This is a genomic window from Kosakonia sp. N21, from assembly GCF_050587465.1.
Taxonomy (GTDB): domain Bacteria; phylum Pseudomonadota; class Gammaproteobacteria; order Enterobacterales; family Enterobacteriaceae.
Genome location: NZ_JBOBHR010000004.1, coordinates 1 through 17,252, shown reverse-complemented (window position 1 = coordinate 17,252; position 17,252 = coordinate 1). Strand labels below are relative to the sequence as shown.

Below are 17,252 nucleotides of genomic sequence, written 5' to 3'. Positions count from 1 at the left end.
TTCCCGGAAAGGGAAATTCAATTGGAAAAACAATGAACCAACATGATCTGGTGAGTATCATCATCCCGGCTTATAAGCCCGATTTCTTTGAAACCGCCCTGAGCAGCGCGCTCAATCAAAGCTGGCCGAATTGCGAGGTGATCATCTGCGACGACAGCCGGGATGATACCATTCGCCTGATCAGTGAACGTTACGCCCGCAACAGCCACACACCCGTGAAATACTTCAAAAATGAAAAACAACTGGGTGAAGAGAACAACTGCCTGCGCTGTGTGCGTGAGGCGCAAGGCAAATACGTTAAATTTCTCTACGACGACGATATTCTGTTTGAACACTGCATCACCCGTCTTGTCGCCGCGCTGACGTCGGCCCCCAATAACCGACTCGCCACCTCACGCCGTCTGCGTGTGGATGAATATGACCAGCCGCTGGCGGATATTGTCGCCACCGCCGCCCCGTTCGCCGACGATATGATCGTTGATGGCCGCGATGTCATTGCCTACTTTGCCGACACCCTGGTCAATTTTATCGGCGAACCCAGCGTGATACTGTGCTACCGCGAGGATTTGGTCGCCTTTGACGAGGGGTTGTTTTTCCTGAAAGGCGAGGCGATGCCGTTCCTTGCCGATATGACCATTTCCTTGAAGCTGCTGGCCCTGGGTAACCTGGCGTTTGTCGCTGAAACGCTTTCTGCGTTCCGCATTTCCGGTAGCCAGCAAAGTCAATTAAGCCAGTCGCGCCAGGCGCAGGTCACCCGCACCTACACCCGAATGCCTATCGTTATCCGTGAACTGGGCTGGTACAAAGGCACACCGGAGCAGAACCAGTGGGTGCGCGTGGCGCCCATGGACGCGCCAGAGCAGTTTCAACAGGTCAATATCCACCATGCGATGCTGACCTCCGCTCAGCATTCGCTCACGCACTTTCGCAGTGGAAAGATCCGCGAATGGCTGGCGGCACGCACCCTGCCCTCGCAATACCGCCCACTGATCGATGCATTTCAACAGGCCCGCGCCACGGCACAGACGCTCACGGTGTTCGTCTTCCAGCAGGGAGGCAACACTGCCGCCTGCGAACAAACCCTTCACAGCATCGCGGCATACCAGGGATTCGGCTTGAGCCTCAACCCGGTGGTGATTTGCGATGATCAGCCGTCAGCGCCAGCAAGCGCGCCGGCGCTGGTCTGCCCACAGGCTATGTGGGCCACGGCGGTCAATCAGTATCTCACTGCCCGCCCCGGAGACTGGATGCTGTGTCTGGAGGCTGGCGAAACCTTACAGAGCGGCGGGATGTTGATGTTCGACCTGGCGCTGGACGGTGCAGCGGGTTGCGATGCGGTATACGGCGATGAGTTTTATCAGTCTGTTGATGGCGAGCTGATTGGCTCCGCTTTTCGCCCCGATTTTAATCTCGATCTGCTGCTCAGCTACCCGTCAGAGATGGCGCGTCACTGGATATTCCGCAGCGCCACCGTACTGGAGTTGGGCGGTTTCAATACCGGTTATCAGCAGGCGTGGCAGTTTGATTACATCGTGCGCTTGATTGAACAAAAAGGCATTCAGTTCGCCGGTCATCTGCCAGAGATTTTTGTTATCGGTCATGATCCCATTCAGGTAACGCAGCCGGAAGAACTGGCGATCCTGACCCAGCATTTGCATCACCGGGGTTACCCGCAGGGCCGCGTCGAAGCCCCAAAACCGGGGTTGTATGCCCTGCGCTATCACCACGCGCAGCAGCCGCTGGTGTCGATCATTATCCCGACCAAAGATCAGCTCTCCATGCTGATCCCCTGCGTAACCAGCCTGCTGGAAAAGACCACCTACCGTAACTATGAACTGCTGATTGTTGATAACAACAGCGAAACGCCGGAAGCCTTACAGTGGCTGGAAGGCATCGCCACTATCGATCCGGAACGCATTCGTGTGCTGCGTTATCCTTACCCGTTTAACTACTCTGCCATCAACAACATGGCGGCGCGGGAAGCCCGTGGCGAGTACCTGGTGTTGCTCAATAACGATACCGCCATCATCAGCGGTGGCTGGCTGGACAGTTTACTGAACCACGGCCTGCGCCCGGAAGTGGGTATTACCGGCGCAAAACTGCTCTACCCGACCGGGAAAATCCAGCATGCGGGGGTGGTTCTGGGTCTGCGCGGCCCGGCGGATCACCCGTTTATCGGCAGCGATCTGGAACGTTCAGGGTATATGAACCGCTTACAGGTCGACCAAAACTACAACGTGGTGACCGCCGCCTGTTTACTGATCCGCAAATCGGTCTACGACCAGGTTGGTGGGTTGGATGAAGAGAAATTTAAAGTCTCCTATAACGATGTGGATTTGTGCCTGAAAGTTCGCGAAGCCGGTTATCTCACTGTCTGGACACCACACGCCATGGTGATGCACGAAGGCAGCGTCAGCCAGAACAAAGTGGATAAAACCGCGCAGGAGAAGAAACGCATTCGCTTTATGGGTGAACAGGATGCGATGTATGAAAAATGGATGCCGCTGATTGCCAATGACCCGGCGTATAACCCCAATTTGACGCTGGATGGCGAAGGCTTCCAGTTCACCCTGGGCGAGCACGATACCTGGCAACCGCTGCACTGGAAACCGTTGCCGCGTTTTATCACTTACCCGCTGAGCGAACAGCCCGCCACCCAATCGCGTCTGGTCTTACCGTTGGACCGACTGAAAGACGCAGCGCTGGCGGACGGGCAAAACGCGTATCGCGCCACCCCCTATGCCGAGATTGTGCGTTACGCACCGGATGCGCTGATATTGTCACGTCAGTGCTCACCGTTCCTGCAAGAGTGGCTGCAACGCCTGCGCAAAATTGCCCCGGTGTTTACCGTCTTCGATATCGATGAGTACCTCCCGGCGTTACCGGCCCAGTCACCGCTTCGGGAGAAGTTTCCGGCCGATCTTCAGCACGCGTTGCGTGCAACCGCAGCCAGCGTAGATCGCCTCGTCGTGGCCAGTGAAGTCTTGGCTGAAACCTGCGCGGGCTGGAATGCCGATATTCGTGTGGCGGAAACCCGTCTTGATCCTGCGCTGTGGGCCGGGCTAACCAGCCTGCGCGGCGTGGGGCAAAAACCGCGAGTCGGTTGGATCGGTAGTGCGGAACGCAGCGCCGATCTGGATGTGATTTACCCGTTGATAAGCCAGCTCGCCGATCGCGTTGACTGGATCTTTTTTGGCTATTGCCCGCCAGCGCTGCGCCCACACGTGAAGGAGTATCACGCGGCCTGGGCCAGCGAAGTGTATGCGCACAAGCTGGCTTCACTGAATCTCGACCTGGCGCTGGCGCCACTGGCGGATAGCCTGTTTAACCGTAACCTCAGCGCCGTTCGCCTGCTGGAGTATGGCGCCTGCGGTGTGCCGGTAATTTGCAGCGACAACATCTGCTATCGCAATACGCTGCCGGTGACCCGCGTGGCTAACTCGCCGAAGAAATGGCGTGATGCCATTGAGATGCATCTGCACGATTTAGCAGCAACGTGGAAACAGGGCGATGCGCTGCAAGCCTGGGTCCGCGAACACGGCATGCTACGGGGAGAGAATTTGCTTCATCACGCGCGCAACTGGCTGCCTGGCAACTGAGCCGACGGCGGCTTCAGCCGCACTTCATCAGGAAGAACGACAACGTAAACAGGATATTTATGCAAAAGCATGCATGTCTCATTTGTGACACGGAAATGACGTTATATTTTGAGAAGGAGGAATATTTGGCCCCTTCAACACGCAACTTCACACAGCAATTGGTCCCGGTGCAATTTGATGAATGCCCGGTGTGCCATTTTCTGAGTTCACGAACGCACCAGTCGTTACCCGAAAAGGCGTGGGAAAAACTGAATCACGACTTTCATCATTATGCTGAAACCGAAGGCCGTGAGACGCACGATTTTAACCAACCGCCTTACGCCGCCCAGGCCATGATGATTGAACTGTTGGCGCGCAATCATATTATCGATGACAGCGCGATTCTCGACTATGCCGCCGGTTATGGTTCGCTGAGTCATATCCAACGTAAATACTTTGACCGCAGGATCACCTGCTACGATAAGTACGTCAAAAACCCGATCCAGCACTACATCGACAACCCGCCTGAAAAGGCGTGGTCGCTGGTGATCAACTCCGCCATGTTTGAACATGTGCTGACGCGGGCCGACCTTGATGCGGTTAACGATCTGGTCTCCGATACCGGAGCGCTGATGATTCACACCGTGGTCGTGGAGCGCGTACCGAAGGATCCGAACTGGTTCTACATTGACACGCCGGTACATACTGCTGTGCACACCAACCAGAGCATGGAGCTGTTAATGGCGCAGTGGGGATACAAGTCTTCGATTTACAGCCCGATCAGTAAAGCCTGGGTACTGCTGCGCCAGCCCTACAGCGAAGTACAGGCGCAGGTGGAGAAAATCAACGCGGAACTGCAAACTACATGGTTGTTTGGTAAAGACGGTTTCGTTGATTACTGGAAAACACGCTAACCGGCGGAAAAAAAGGCGCTTTGCCGCGCCTTTTTCTTTTATGCTCCTGCCGGAAGCCAGCTCAGACGCCAGTCATCCAGCCCGGCATCGCGCAGATACCAGTGGTTCAGCACCGCTTCCCGCAAGGCATCCCCGTCGCGCTGGCGCAGCAGCGGATCGTTGATGTAAACCTGAACGGCGTTCATCCAGTCCTTGAAGCGGTTCTCCACCAGCATCACCGGCAGACCGCAACGATAAGGCTCAATGTCGGTGGCGATAATCGGCACACCGCAGGTACCAATCTCCAGCAGACGCAGGTTGCTCTTACATTCGTTGAACTGGTTAATTTGCAACGGCACCAGCGCCAGATCGAGATTCAGGCTCGCCAGTTTCTCCGGGTACATCTCAAACGGCACGCCAGGGTGAAACTCGCACTGCACATTGCGCGGCTTCATGCCCATAAACACCCACTCAACCTGCCCTTCCAGCTCTTTGATCAACGGCAACAGGATCTCAAGGTCGCCAGAGTGCGAACTGCCGCCCGCCCAGCCAACGCGCACCTTTTTCCCGGTGTTGCGCTCGCTACGCAAATGCTCCCACTGATGCGGCGCAAGACGGTTTTGCGCAATACGGATATCCGAATGGAAACGGTTATACGCCTCCGCCAGCGGCGCGGTGGAGACCACGACCCAATCCGCGCTCTCCATCACTTTCCGGAAGCTTTTGATCATATGCTGCGGGAAGTGCTGGCGGTTGCCATTTTTAATCGGCACGTTCAGCAGATAGTCGTCATACTCCAGCACGATTTTCGCCTCGCTGACTTCGCGGAGCTGTTTAAAGATATCCGGGAAACGACTGCCGGTGATCAACTCCAGCAGAATGACATCCGGTTGCAGTTGCGCCACTTCCATTACACCCGGGATGGTGTTGATCAGCCCACCTTCGAGCATCAGGTGGCGCTCCATGGCCTTAAACGGCTGCATCACCCGGTGATGGCCACCGCCAACCCAGTTAATATGATGCGCCAGCACCACCGGTAACGGACGGCCCGGCAACGGCTGAAACAACCGTGCGCTGCTGTCGCTCAGGGTGAAGGCTTTGCCCATTTTCTGCATTAAAGGATGGTAAGACGGCTCGGCCAGTAACCCCTGTTTCCACTCCTGGCGCAGGGCGGCATAATCATGCAGCAGCGGGCGCTCCTGAACCTGGAACTTGTCGCCCAACAGACGCGTTGCGCCCCCCATGTGTCTGACACGAGAGTATGGGGTCCAGACGTTAAGGTAACCCAGTTTCTGCGCGCGCAGACCGAGATCCACATCGGCAAAATAGAGCGGATACCGCTCCTGCGTGAAACCATTCAGGGAGAAAAAGACCTCTTTACGCACCATCATGCAGGAGGCGCTCACCGCCGCCAGGTTGCGCGGCGTTTTCAGATAGTGCTGGAAGCCATTGCTCTGGCCATCTGCCCCTTCAAACGCCACCTCCACACCATGCTGAACACCCAGCAGGTAACCGCCGTGCTGGATACGGCCATCATGGTATTCCAGACGCGCGCCCACCAGCCCCACTTCGGGGCGCAGCGCCTGTTCCAGCAGGGCATCGAGCCACTCGCCATCAATGATTTCGCAGTCATTGTTGAGGAATACCAGCACATCACCGCGCGCTTGCTGCGCCGCCGCATTGTTGATTTCCGCAAAGTTGAACGGCGCGTCATAACGCAGGATACGCACCTGCTCAAGCCCCAGCGCCGCCAGATCGTTCAGGAAGCGGCACGCATCGTCCTCCACGGACTGGTTATCCACAATCAGCAACTCATAGTGCTGATAGCGGGTCTTCTCCATCAGGCTTTCAATACAACGCTTCAGTAGCGCAAAACGATCGCGGGTAGGAATAATGATCGACACCCGCGGTGTGGCATCCCACTGATAACGCACCCGCTTAATATTTTCCGTCAGACCCGCTTCCAGCGTGGCGTTGATGCCAAGGCGTTGCAGATGCGCCAGCAGGATCTGTTGGCATTCGCTGATAACGTCCGGCGTATCGCTCCACTGTGCAGCCGGGTGCGGGCTCTCTACCAGCACTTCCGCCACATGCCCGAGGGCCGCAGCACCCTGCCCTTCGACAAAACGCCATAGCAAATCGATCATTGCTGCCTGCGGAAAATGGCTGTTCAGTCCGCCCAGTTGCAGGGCAACATCACGGGAGAAGAGCAGCACGCGCCCGACGTAAGGCACGCCGCGCAGCAGATCAATATTCACGTCCGGGCGCAAAGTCAGCACCGGTTCGCCGTTCTCCGCCCGCGTCATTTCATCCGCGTAAAACAGCCAGGCATTTTGTTGTTGCAGGCGCTGTTCAGCAAAGCGCAGCAACGCGTCGTCACGCAACGTGTAACCGGCCGGGATCAGCAACAATGCGTCAGCGCTGCGCGTGCTCAACAGCGCGTTAACCGCCGCTGGCCACGCGGTATCGTTGGCAATCACATCAATGGAGACAGCCGCCAGCGACTGGCTCTCTACCGAAGCCCGGGTCTGCGCGCTGGCGTCATCCTCACCGAGAATGACAACGCCAATGCTGGCTTTCTCCGGGTATGCGCCGGCAAACGTGCGTAATGCTTCGCGCCGCGCGTCGCTTATCTGACGATCGTCGAGCCAACGGTTAAAGGAATAAGCCGTCGTTTGCTGCTGTGCCAGCACCGCTTTGCTGTGAAAATTGAGGGTGTAGCGGGATTTTTCATCCAGCGTGCGTGTTTTTTCCGTCAGCGGTTGGGCGAAAAGCGCCGCCAGTGCGCTGTCCAGATCCCATTTAGTGGCAAAATAGGCGCGTTGCGCCTGTGACCAGGCGCGTGCATTGGCATAGCCATTTTTCAGCAGATCCACCCATTCGTCCGCATCCGGGCAGTTACGCAGCGTTAATGCGCAGAAGTGTTCCGCCTCGTGGCGCGCCATATTCTCGTCGGTCAGATACCCTTCGACATACCCTTCGTTGGCAAGGAACAGCGGGATCCCCAGCGTCAATGCTTTCGGCACGCTCTCTTCATTACCAATCACCACGTCATACTGCTCAAGCCACGCCGGTTCAATGCGTTGCACCTGCTGACTGAGATCAAACCAGTCAATCTGAATCCCGGCCTCTCGCGCTTTCTGCTGCACTTCATACATTTCGGCAGACATTTTCGGCGCGATATAGAGCACGCGGGACAACGTCTGCGCTTCGCGCGTGCGAACAAACTGACCGAAACGGGCCGGTACGGACCAGGGCAAGGTTTTCAACTGGGCGCTATCAACACCGGTTTGCAGCAACAGCGCAGAAGTGCGTGGCGAGAGATCGAGCGTCAGTGCGGCAAACTGGTTTTCCAGCGCCACGCCCCACGGGATATAGAGATCGTTGTAATCGCTGTAATGGCGGAACACCATTGCGCCTGCCAGGCGGTTTTCGCTCACCGCATTAAGCAGTTTTTCGCTGAAGAATCCCCGGTAGATCCAGATAATGTCATAGCGGGCGTCCGGCTCACCTTGCTTATCGGTAATCACCGCAAAGCGGCCTGTCGCCATCAGGCGTTCAATTTCACCCGTCAGCGTCTGCCCTGCCGCGCAGCTAATAACGTCCACGCGCCAGCCTGCCGCCAGCAAGGCTTCGGCGATATCAAGAAGTTCGGCGCTATGGGGGGTGTAGGCGTCAAATTTATCAACGCTGATTAATATGCTTCGCATCTGTCATCCTCACATCACCGGGCGCACAGCCGGGGCGATTTCAAAAGGCGTTCCTGTCGTTATGCAATATTGTGGGCGACGGAGGAAAGATCGAGAGGAAAAACAGCTTGCAGAAAAGGGGTTATATCTGGCGATTGACCAACGAAAAGGCCTTACGGCCTTTGTTGATACGTTTTTTATAGGTGGCAGTGCGGGTTGGGCTTAGCAGAGAGACCTTCCATGGTCCTGTTTCCGTCCCTTTTATGTACGGCATCAGAAGCCGTATTTCACACCCAACATTCCCTGCGTGTTGTTATACCCTTTGTCGCCAACCTGCATGCCAACATTGCCCCACACGCTCAGGTTGTCTGACAATTTACCTTCTACACCGGTGCGGATTTCCGCCAGATTCGCAGCACCGTCGCGGCTCACGCGCTGACCGTCCATTTTCACGCTGAAGCTGTCGGTGTTGTGGATCCAGTTCACTTCCACGAACGGCTGGAACTCACGCCCTTTACCCTCGTCCATTTTGTGGTGACTGTTCAGGTAGGTTCTCACCCCAAGGCGGGTCTGAATATTGCCACTGCCTTCAGTTTCAATGCGGGTGCCGTCGCGTCGGGTGTGCGCATTATCTTTCACGCCCATCCAGGTGACTTGCGCCTGCGGCTGGACATACCAGGTGTTCAGCGTGCCTTCACTGCCATAGAACTCTCCGGCTTTCAGGGTGTAACCGGCTTCCAGAGAGGCGGTCAGCCCTTTCGACTTGTAGCTGTCGCTCTCACGATTGTCGGACTCCACCGAACTGTTAAACCAGTTGTACTGCATCCAGCTGTCCACATAGACGCCGGTTTTATCTGCGTCATTCTGGTACCAGGTACCGTACAGGCCTGCGCTGTAACCGCTGATGCGACCGTCCGAGCTGTACCCGACGCGGTTGCTGCGGGTATTGCTGTGCTCGTTCGCATAGCCGCCCATCACGCCCAGATGCCAGCGGTCAGCACCGTCAGCGCTCCACCGGGCAATATCACCGCCCAGTTGCAGAACATAGCGATTGCTCTGTGTTTTCAACTGGCCGTCACCCGCCGAAGAACGCTCATGGCCGCCGACGTGACGCATCCACATGCTGCTGACCTTCTCCTTCCCGTTACGCAGTGCATCGGTGTACTGCGGTTCGCCCAGACGGTCATGCAAGCGCTGACCAAAGAGCGAATTTGCAGCGGCCAGGTTACTGATGTAGCTACCTGCTTCGGGCCTCAGGACTGAGGGTCCATGAGGATCAACAACAGGCGGTGTTGACGGACCGTCCGGGTCAACGACTTGCAGTGGCGGCGGCGTTGAACCCGTCCATTTGCTGGTCAGATACCAGTTTTTATTCGCTGCACCGCTGCCTTTTGCCAGCGTGTAGACATACGCGCCGGCTTCAACCGTACCGGATGTCAGGGCGAAGTTACCTGCTGAGCTGCCGTCCACCTGAATCATTTCGATACCGTTCACGGTCTGCGCGCCGGTACCGCCGATATTGGTCACGCTAACCCGGGTATTGCCTGCCGTGTCGCCATGTACCGTCAGTTTGTCTGTTGGCGAATCATCGCCGCCCAGTTTGGTGTTGAAGGCCAGCAAACCGTTATTGCCGTTGTAGTTGCCGTTAACAGTCAGGGTGTTGCCAGGCTGACCATCATGACGAGTGAGCAGAACAGAGCCACTGTTGGTCAGGTTGCCGCCTGTCGTGAACCCGGTCATCTGCATCACACCGCCCTGCATGACATTCACATCGCCACGGGTACTGCCGTAACCAGTAAAGGATGCGCTGTCGTGGACGTTAACAAGCTGGCTGGCCATATTCACCGCCGTCTCTTCGTCGCCGCCCAACGCCAGTTCACCTACAGTGATATCTGTTGTTCCGGTATACGCCGCTGAATCCTGGGTCAGGGTCAGAGTGCCCGCCCCCGTTTTCGTGAGGTTACCGCTACCGCTGATGCTATTGTTGAGCGTCCAGTCGCTGCCCGTCTCCACGGTCAGCATGCCGTTATCGTTGACCGCGGCGGTGCCCAGGTTGCGCTGTTCGCCGACGGTCAGGTTGCTGCCGCTGTCGATGCTGAACACGCCACTGAAGCTGCTATTGTCACCATTAACTGCCGCGTTCGTGCCGCCGGTCGCATTCACGTTACCGACACCGCTAATGTTGTTCGCAAGCTGTCCCACAACGCCGGTCAGCGTCAGTACGCCCTCATCCCGGATATCGCCGGTCCCCGCAGCCAGGCCATCCGTGATGTTCACTTCTGCATCATTGTCGATGTACGTAATAACACTCAGATCGCCGTTTGCGCCGTCGATTATCAGCACACCGCCATCGACATTTAGCTCGCCGCCGCCGTACAGCCTGCCGCTGCTGATGCCGCCACTGCGCAAGGTCAGGGAGCCGCCATTAAAATCAAGCACCGAGTCATTGTAACCGACCAGTGCACCGGCCGTTTGCACCGTGCCGTTCAGGTCAACTTTCGCGCCATCATTGATAGCGAGCAGGGCCGTATTTCCCAACACGCCGTCCGCATCGGTACGCAGGGTGCCACTCAGAACGGTGGTTTCACCGGTATAGTCGTTGCCACTGTTTGACAGAGACAGCAGTCCATCGTTTTCCGCCCGGATCGCCAGGTTACCATTGCCAGTTATTCGGGCTGACTGGTCCGCCGCTGCGCCGGTTGCGCCGGGATCCGCGTCGAGGATCAACGTCTGGTCCTGCAGCAGTTCCAGCTCTTTCAGGCCGTAGTTAACATACAGACCATCCTGGTTGCCGGACTCGCCTGTCGTGGTCAGGCGATAATCGTAGGTGCCTTTCGCCACGGTGTTGCCGCTCTGGGCAATATCCACCTGGGTTGCAGACGTCACTGTGTTGCCATTCTGATCCTTCAGCACCAGGTTGCCGCCGCTGCCGGTGACCATGCCCGCACTGATAAGCTCCAGCCCGATGTTGGCGTCATCCTGCGTCATCAGGGAGCTGGTGGTCGCCGTCTCATGGCCAGGCACGTAGGGCGCCGGTACGTTAATCTGTACGCTACCGCTACCGGATGCATCCAGCGTATCCGTGGTCACATGGCTGGTTGCCACTTTCTGGTCAGGCGCGGTGCCGTTAAACACCATCTCACCACCGGCGAAAGTGAGGCCGCCGATGGCCTGTTCACCGTCCGCTACCGTGGTAATACTCCCTGCATTGGCTTTCAGGGTGGCATGGGTCAGCGCGGAGGTGTTCACATCGCCCAGCGTCAGGGTCGCATTGCTCAGGTCCACGATACCGGCAAAGTCGCTGCCGGTGGTGGCGGCAAAGTCAAACGATGCTCCGCTGTTATCCACCGCCACCGTCCCGTTGCCAGTCAGGGCGTTGGCCAGCACCCGGCTGCCCGTGCCGTTCACCGCCAGTACAGAGGTGGCATCGATATCGACCCCAGCGCCCCCGGCCGGTTTGCCCCCGAGGACATAATCGCTATCGAGGAAGAGCAGCGAGCCGTTACGCAGGTTGAGCTGGTCGTAGTCGTTGATTTGCGCACTGACGCCATCCATGTGGAAGCCGTCCGTCACACCATCAAACACTGCCGTAGAGGTTCCCGTGCCGCTGTTGAGCGCAGTAAAGGTGTTACCGTTCCCCTGGATCGTCACCGTATCGTTTCCTGCGGAGCCGCTCACCGTGTTCACCTCTGCACCATTCGTCAGCAGCACGGTGTTGTTACCACTGCCGTTCAGGATAATATCCCCGGCAACAAAACCGCCATCCACCGTGATGGCATTATCGCCGCTGGTAGTCACAATGTTCTTGTTGATGGCTCCGGTGTTGTTCACCATACCGCTGGCACCGTGCATCATGACGTCACCGTTAATGATGCCCGCGTTATCGACCGTCGCGCTGTCAGTGTTCATCGCCAGCGCGGCAGTGCCGGATGAAGAGGCAGTGATCACCCCGGTCTCGGTGTTAGTAAAGTGCGCGGCATTGGCGGTATCCACCACGGCCGCTACCATACTGTCCGAACTGAGCGAACCGCGGTTGGTGGCCGTTATGACACCACTGCCGAGAACCAGGGCTGCACCACCAAATTCATTGCTCACATGGATATTTGCCGCCGTGTCAACAGAGCCAATGGTGTTGGCGCGGATCCCGGAACCCCCTGCGCCGGTAACGTTAATGTTCAGATCCGCTGAGCCGGACAGGTCAAGATCACCGATTGTGGCGCTACCGTCGGCGTTTTCAAAGGCGATACCGACGCCTGCCCCGCTCACGTTAATCGTGCCACTGTTGGTTTTGTCAATTGAGACGGCAGTACGTACCCCGGCACCGTCTGCCACATCAATGGTGGTACCGGACAGTTGCAGGTTCGCCAGGTTGCCGGCGTTTTCGATACCGTTCCCTGTCGCTCCGGCTGCGTTGACAATAATGTGCGCATCCGTCACATCCAGCCCGGTAGCACCAGTGCTGACCCGCACCCCGTCTGCCGTGCCGCGGGCTTCAATGGTACCCACACCGCTGCCCACCAGGTTCAGACTGCCTGCCGCCAGTTCAATGGCGGCACGACCGTCGGTCGCCAGCACCGTTCCGCTATTGGTGATGGTGGAGGGCTGCCCCTGCTCACCCGTGCCGACATAGAGTGCCGTGCCACTGGCCGTGATATTACCGGTATTGTTAACGTTCCCCCCCAGTACCTGAATGGCCGTGGAGTTGGCCCCCGTCAGCAGGATGTTGCCGCTGTTATCCAGCGTACCGCTGTTTTTTGCAATAAAGGCCGTCGCGCCCTCAACCGTGGAGCTAATGGTGGCGGCGTTATTCAGTTGCGCCCCTGTACCGGTTTCGATCAGCGTACCGTCACTGGCGTAAGTGTTGCCGTCCACCACACCGGCTATCGCGCCACTGCCCGTCAGCGCCAGCGTTGCGCCGCTTGCGATGGTGGCCGTGGCACCGCCGGAGGCGTACACCCCGGTCGCACCGTTGCCGCTGATGTCCATCTGACTGCCACTGCCGATAACGGCATCGGTACCTGCACCGGTGGCGTACACCGCCGTGGCATCTTTGCCGCTGGCGGCAACCTGAATGTCACCGCTCATCACGGCGCCGTCTTCGAGACGGAACAGGGTGGAACGCTCACCGGATGCATCCAGCACGGTACCCACCGGGACGCTGGTGTTGATGGTGGAACCGGCTCCAGAGATAGCAAACAGGATCTGGTCAGTGGCCGTGGAAGAGAAATTCGGGGTGGCGGTACCGGAGAGGTTAACCGTTGCCCCCTCAGAAGCCCGCACGCCAGTGGCGCCGTTACCGTTCATTGTCACGGTGCCGCCGGTCATGTTGACTGTGGTGTTTGCCCCGCTGGCAATGATGCCTGTCGTGCGCTGTGAAACGTCACCGCCGTTCAGCACCAGGTTGCCGGAAGTATTGACCACGGTGGTATTCGCGCCTGACGCATCCTGCGCCACGATGCCAGTACCGCCCGCACCGACAGTGATGCTGCCCGTGTTATTGCCACGAGCGCCCGCTTCAACCAGCAGACCTGTGGTGTCATTCCCGGTGAACACAATATTACCGGCGTTGCTGACTTCCGCACCGTTACGGGCAATGTACCCGGTCACCGCATCCAGTGCGGAGTTCAGCGCGGCTTCCGTCACCAGAACCGTACCGGAGCCAAAGCCAGCCGCTCCGGCGCTCAGCGCGGCATCGGTCAGGACGCCAGCAATGGCACTCCCCACCGCTTTACCGTTGATATCGTAACCCTGGCCGTCGGCAATCCCTGCGACGGCACCGGTGGCTGTCATAGTGATGGTGGCATCTGACGAAATTTTGCCCTGCGCGCCGCCCTGAATGACCACGCCAGTGGTCTCTTCTCCCGAGAGATTGAGGGTCATGCCGCCGGAGTTAAAGGCCGAGACCTTCCCGCTGGCGCTGTCTGTCCCGTTAGCCACCACCGTGGTCGATCCCTGACCGGAGGCCGTCAGCACCGAGGCCGCCCCGGCACCGCCGGTGAAACCCGCCCCGCCGTCAACGCGGAACAACACCGAATCCTGCGTGCTGACATCCTGAGCGCCGGTGCCGTTATTGGTAATGGAGGCGGTCGGCCCGTAAACGTAATAGCCAAGCTGGTTGCTACCACGACTGAAATTCACCGCCCCGGCACCGGAAATGGTCACGTTACCGCCGTCACGGGCATGAACACCGATGGCACCATCGCCATCCATGTTAACCTGGCCGTAAATATCAACTTGTGACCCCGCCCCTTCAGACCAGACGCCATAGTTGCGCAGCCCGGTTGACAGTTCTGCGCCACCGGAAATATTCAGCATACCGGATAATGTCGCTTTCCCGCCGGAACTCGCTTTTATCCCGGTGTTATTCACGCCATTAAGGTTGATGGTGCCGGAGCTGCCCACAGTTCCCGCCGTTTTACTGAGGGAATAAATACCGATACTTTCAGAGGGAACAAACTCTCCATCTCCGCCGTTGCTGTTGACGTTAATGACACCGCTGTTGGTCAGCGACGTTGTGCCATCAACAGCATATAAACCATAAACGCCATTGGACAGGCTGCTGAGGTTAATTGTCCCCTGGTTATCACCGCGGCCACCGGTTTCGGTGCGGATGGCGGCACTTTCGGTATTCAGATAGGCTTCGTTACTGCCATCCTGGGTGTAACCTAAATTGATATGGCCGGTTGCGGTGTTGACAAAAGAAGCACCACTATATGCTCTGGCGACATAAACATCCCCAGTCTGAAACTTATCGACCGGGCTCGCCCAGTAACCGGTATTAATGGTTCCGGCGTTTTCAGCGCTGGCGCCATTTTTTACCATCAATCCTTCAACATGACTATTCTGGGCTTTATTGGTGTAGTTGTAACGGGGTGATACGGTGTACGTCCCTTGCGCACTGTTTAAAAAATGGCTGCCGGTACCGTCAACGTGAATACCTATATTATGATACTCACCGGTTGTAACATTCCCACCAAGGCTCAGAAAAGCATTGTTTATAAAGGATGAGCCACTGTATACCTGAGCGATTTTACCGGTGCTCATCGCCGTACCGTTATTAATAAAGGTGGCGTGATGATCCAGTTGAACAAGTCTAAATAATGCGCTGCTACTCACCGTCAAATCAACTGAGCCACCCTGAGCAACGGTTATCGTGGCATTCTGACCATCAGCACGGAAGAACGCTGTATCAGGGTCCCCATAGACAGAAACATCAAATCCATCCGGAGACTGGGATACCAGGTAAGACTGTGTAGTGGAGACGTACGCTTTTTGCAGTTCACTCTGATAACTGGCATAAGCTAATTCTCCGGAGGACAACTTACTGACAAGCCAGTTATTCCAGGTTTTAAAATCGTCCAGGGAACTGACGGTATGTGATGTACCGTCAAAAGCGGTGAAGGTACCCGAATAACTATCAGTGTTGATATTTACTGTGGTAGGTGTCGAATACCCGGATAAATTATCAGGAAATCTGGCCCGAATGGTCTGTTGTGAAACCCAGTTAGCGACGGCATTATTTGCCGTGGTGCCATCGACATAGACCAGGGAACTGTCCCTGATTTCGCTAAGATTATACTGGCTCTGATTCAACGAGATATTTGCCACACCGCTGGTCACCGTTGCCAGACGGGTGTCAATATAGGGTTCTGCATCCGCCACAACAAACTTCATACCAGGACTGAAGGTATAGGCGTCCCGTTCGGTAAATGCCGCAGAACTGTAAACCATGACGGTCTTGTTGCTTGCGGTGATCGGATCATACACGGTCACCGCCGTGGTCAGGCCAGGATAAATAAGTTTATTCCCGGCGTCAGATAACGACGTCACAGCCGTACCGTCCAGCGTTACGCGATAACCAGCGTCAATAATTCCCTGGAGGGTAGTTATGATCCGAAATGAGGCATCTCCTGCTGCCCATGTGTTCAGCCCGGAAACAGACCAGGTATTCCCATCTGAAATGACTGCAGCGCCGTTCTGGGAATTATTCGCTGCGGCGCTCCAGGTGCTATCAAGCTCGCAACTGAGACTGGAAACATCACAGGTGGCGGCAAAAGCACCCGCCGTCATTGCCGCCATCAGACCTGCGGCTTTCACCGTTTTGCTGACTGCCCTTTTGATTCTGGCGCGTCCTAATTCAGAGGTAACAACCCACCGCATCAGGGTGCTGTTCCAGATAACACGGTATATCTTGTTCATATTGCACACTCGATATCTTTTTAAATCCCTCTGGTCTGTTTGCGCATTTTTATTGGGTAATAAAAACAGAGAAACAGGCTTCCTTTACTAAAAATAGAAAGCATTGACCTCTTCAGAATTAACTACTGAAGTACAATTTAATAACCAGAAATTAATGCCAGGTGATGTAAATGACTCACCATACATATTGGCCGACCTCATCAACCAATCCAATGAGGTAGATAAGCAAATATTACATAACACGTAGTAAATATTGATGAGTGCACACTACCAGATTAACCTGGCGAATAAACCTCAAATCTCCTTAGCCTGTTCCACAACAACAGAGCCAGATACCACTATTCCCGTTAACTTTTTATAACGTCCTTATATCATTCCCTTATGTATAATTCCTTACGGCATAGAAAGATAACAAACAGGTTGTGTTTCATCATAAAAATCAGCAGGTTTGTTCGGCTTGCTGGCATATATAAATTCTTAGCCATCTTATTTGTACGCCCTTTCCGCACCTCATTTATCTAAAAGAAAAACCAATAAAAAAAAGAAAAAAACGGCTGACTACCTAAGAATATTATTCGTATCAGCAATGGGGGATTATCCTGGCGGATGGAATAGTTTACCTGGCGGTAAATCACTGAATATGATGCAACAGGTCGTCGCGGGCTGCACAAAAATGGACACCAAAAGGCGGTTTTCTGAGAATTAAAAAAGAGATGAGAAAGACGGAGAACAGATACCATTAAGCAGGCGGGAATAAACAAGAGACCAGCGTAATGAAGTAGAGGGATACCGTGACAACGCCAGCGTATTTATGACGACAATGACAGCGTTATCCGATAACGCTCGCTGAAAATAAAAAAAGGCATCCGAAGATGCCTTTTTAAAGAGTGGCG

The 17,252-nt window shown here is 56.0% G+C and carries 5 protein-coding genes and 1 pseudogene; 2 read left to right on the top strand and 4 right to left on the bottom strand.

Translation table 11 applies throughout. From position 1 onward, the window contains the following. Positions 1-32: 32 nt before the first annotated feature. Both ACQ3G7_RS10270 and ACQ3G7_RS10265 read left to right on the top strand, forming a co-directional pair. A complete protein-coding gene (locus ACQ3G7_RS10270) occupies positions 33-3,599 on the top strand; it encodes a glycosyltransferase (protein ID WP_430889743.1) in 3,567 nt (1,188 codons plus the stop codon). 125 nt (positions 3,600-3,724) lie between these two features. Next, positions 3,725-4,492: a class I SAM-dependent methyltransferase gene (locus tag ACQ3G7_RS10265; protein ID WP_430889742.1), complete on the top strand. Its 768-nt coding sequence runs from the start codon at positions 3,725-3,727 to the stop codon at positions 4,490-4,492. Between the two features lie 38 nt (positions 4,493-4,530). On the opposite strand, the gene ACQ3G7_RS10260 is transcribed toward ACQ3G7_RS10265, so the two are convergent. The 4 genes and pseudogenes from ACQ3G7_RS10260 to ACQ3G7_RS10245 form a co-directional block, all read right to left on the bottom strand. Further along, complete coding sequence (locus ACQ3G7_RS10260; RefSeq protein ID WP_430889741.1) at positions 4,531-8,181, bottom strand: glycosyltransferase; 3,651 nt, start codon at positions 8,179-8,181, stop codon at positions 4,531-4,533. A 252-nt stretch (positions 8,182-8,433) separates the two neighbouring features. Then, positions 8,434-15,990, bottom strand: a complete 7,557-nt coding sequence (locus ACQ3G7_RS10255) for an autotransporter outer membrane beta-barrel domain-containing protein (protein WP_430890125.1) — start codon at positions 15,988-15,990, stop codon at positions 8,434-8,436. 285 nt (positions 15,991-16,275) lie between these two features. Continuing rightward, positions 16,276-16,320: pseudogene (locus ACQ3G7_RS10250) on the bottom strand (hypothetical protein); the annotation flags it as partial. Positions 16,321-17,061: 741 nt separating this feature from the next. Next, positions 17,062-17,252 (bottom strand): hypothetical protein (locus ACQ3G7_RS10245; protein ID WP_430889740.1); only part of this gene is annotated, 191 nt, incomplete at its 5' end.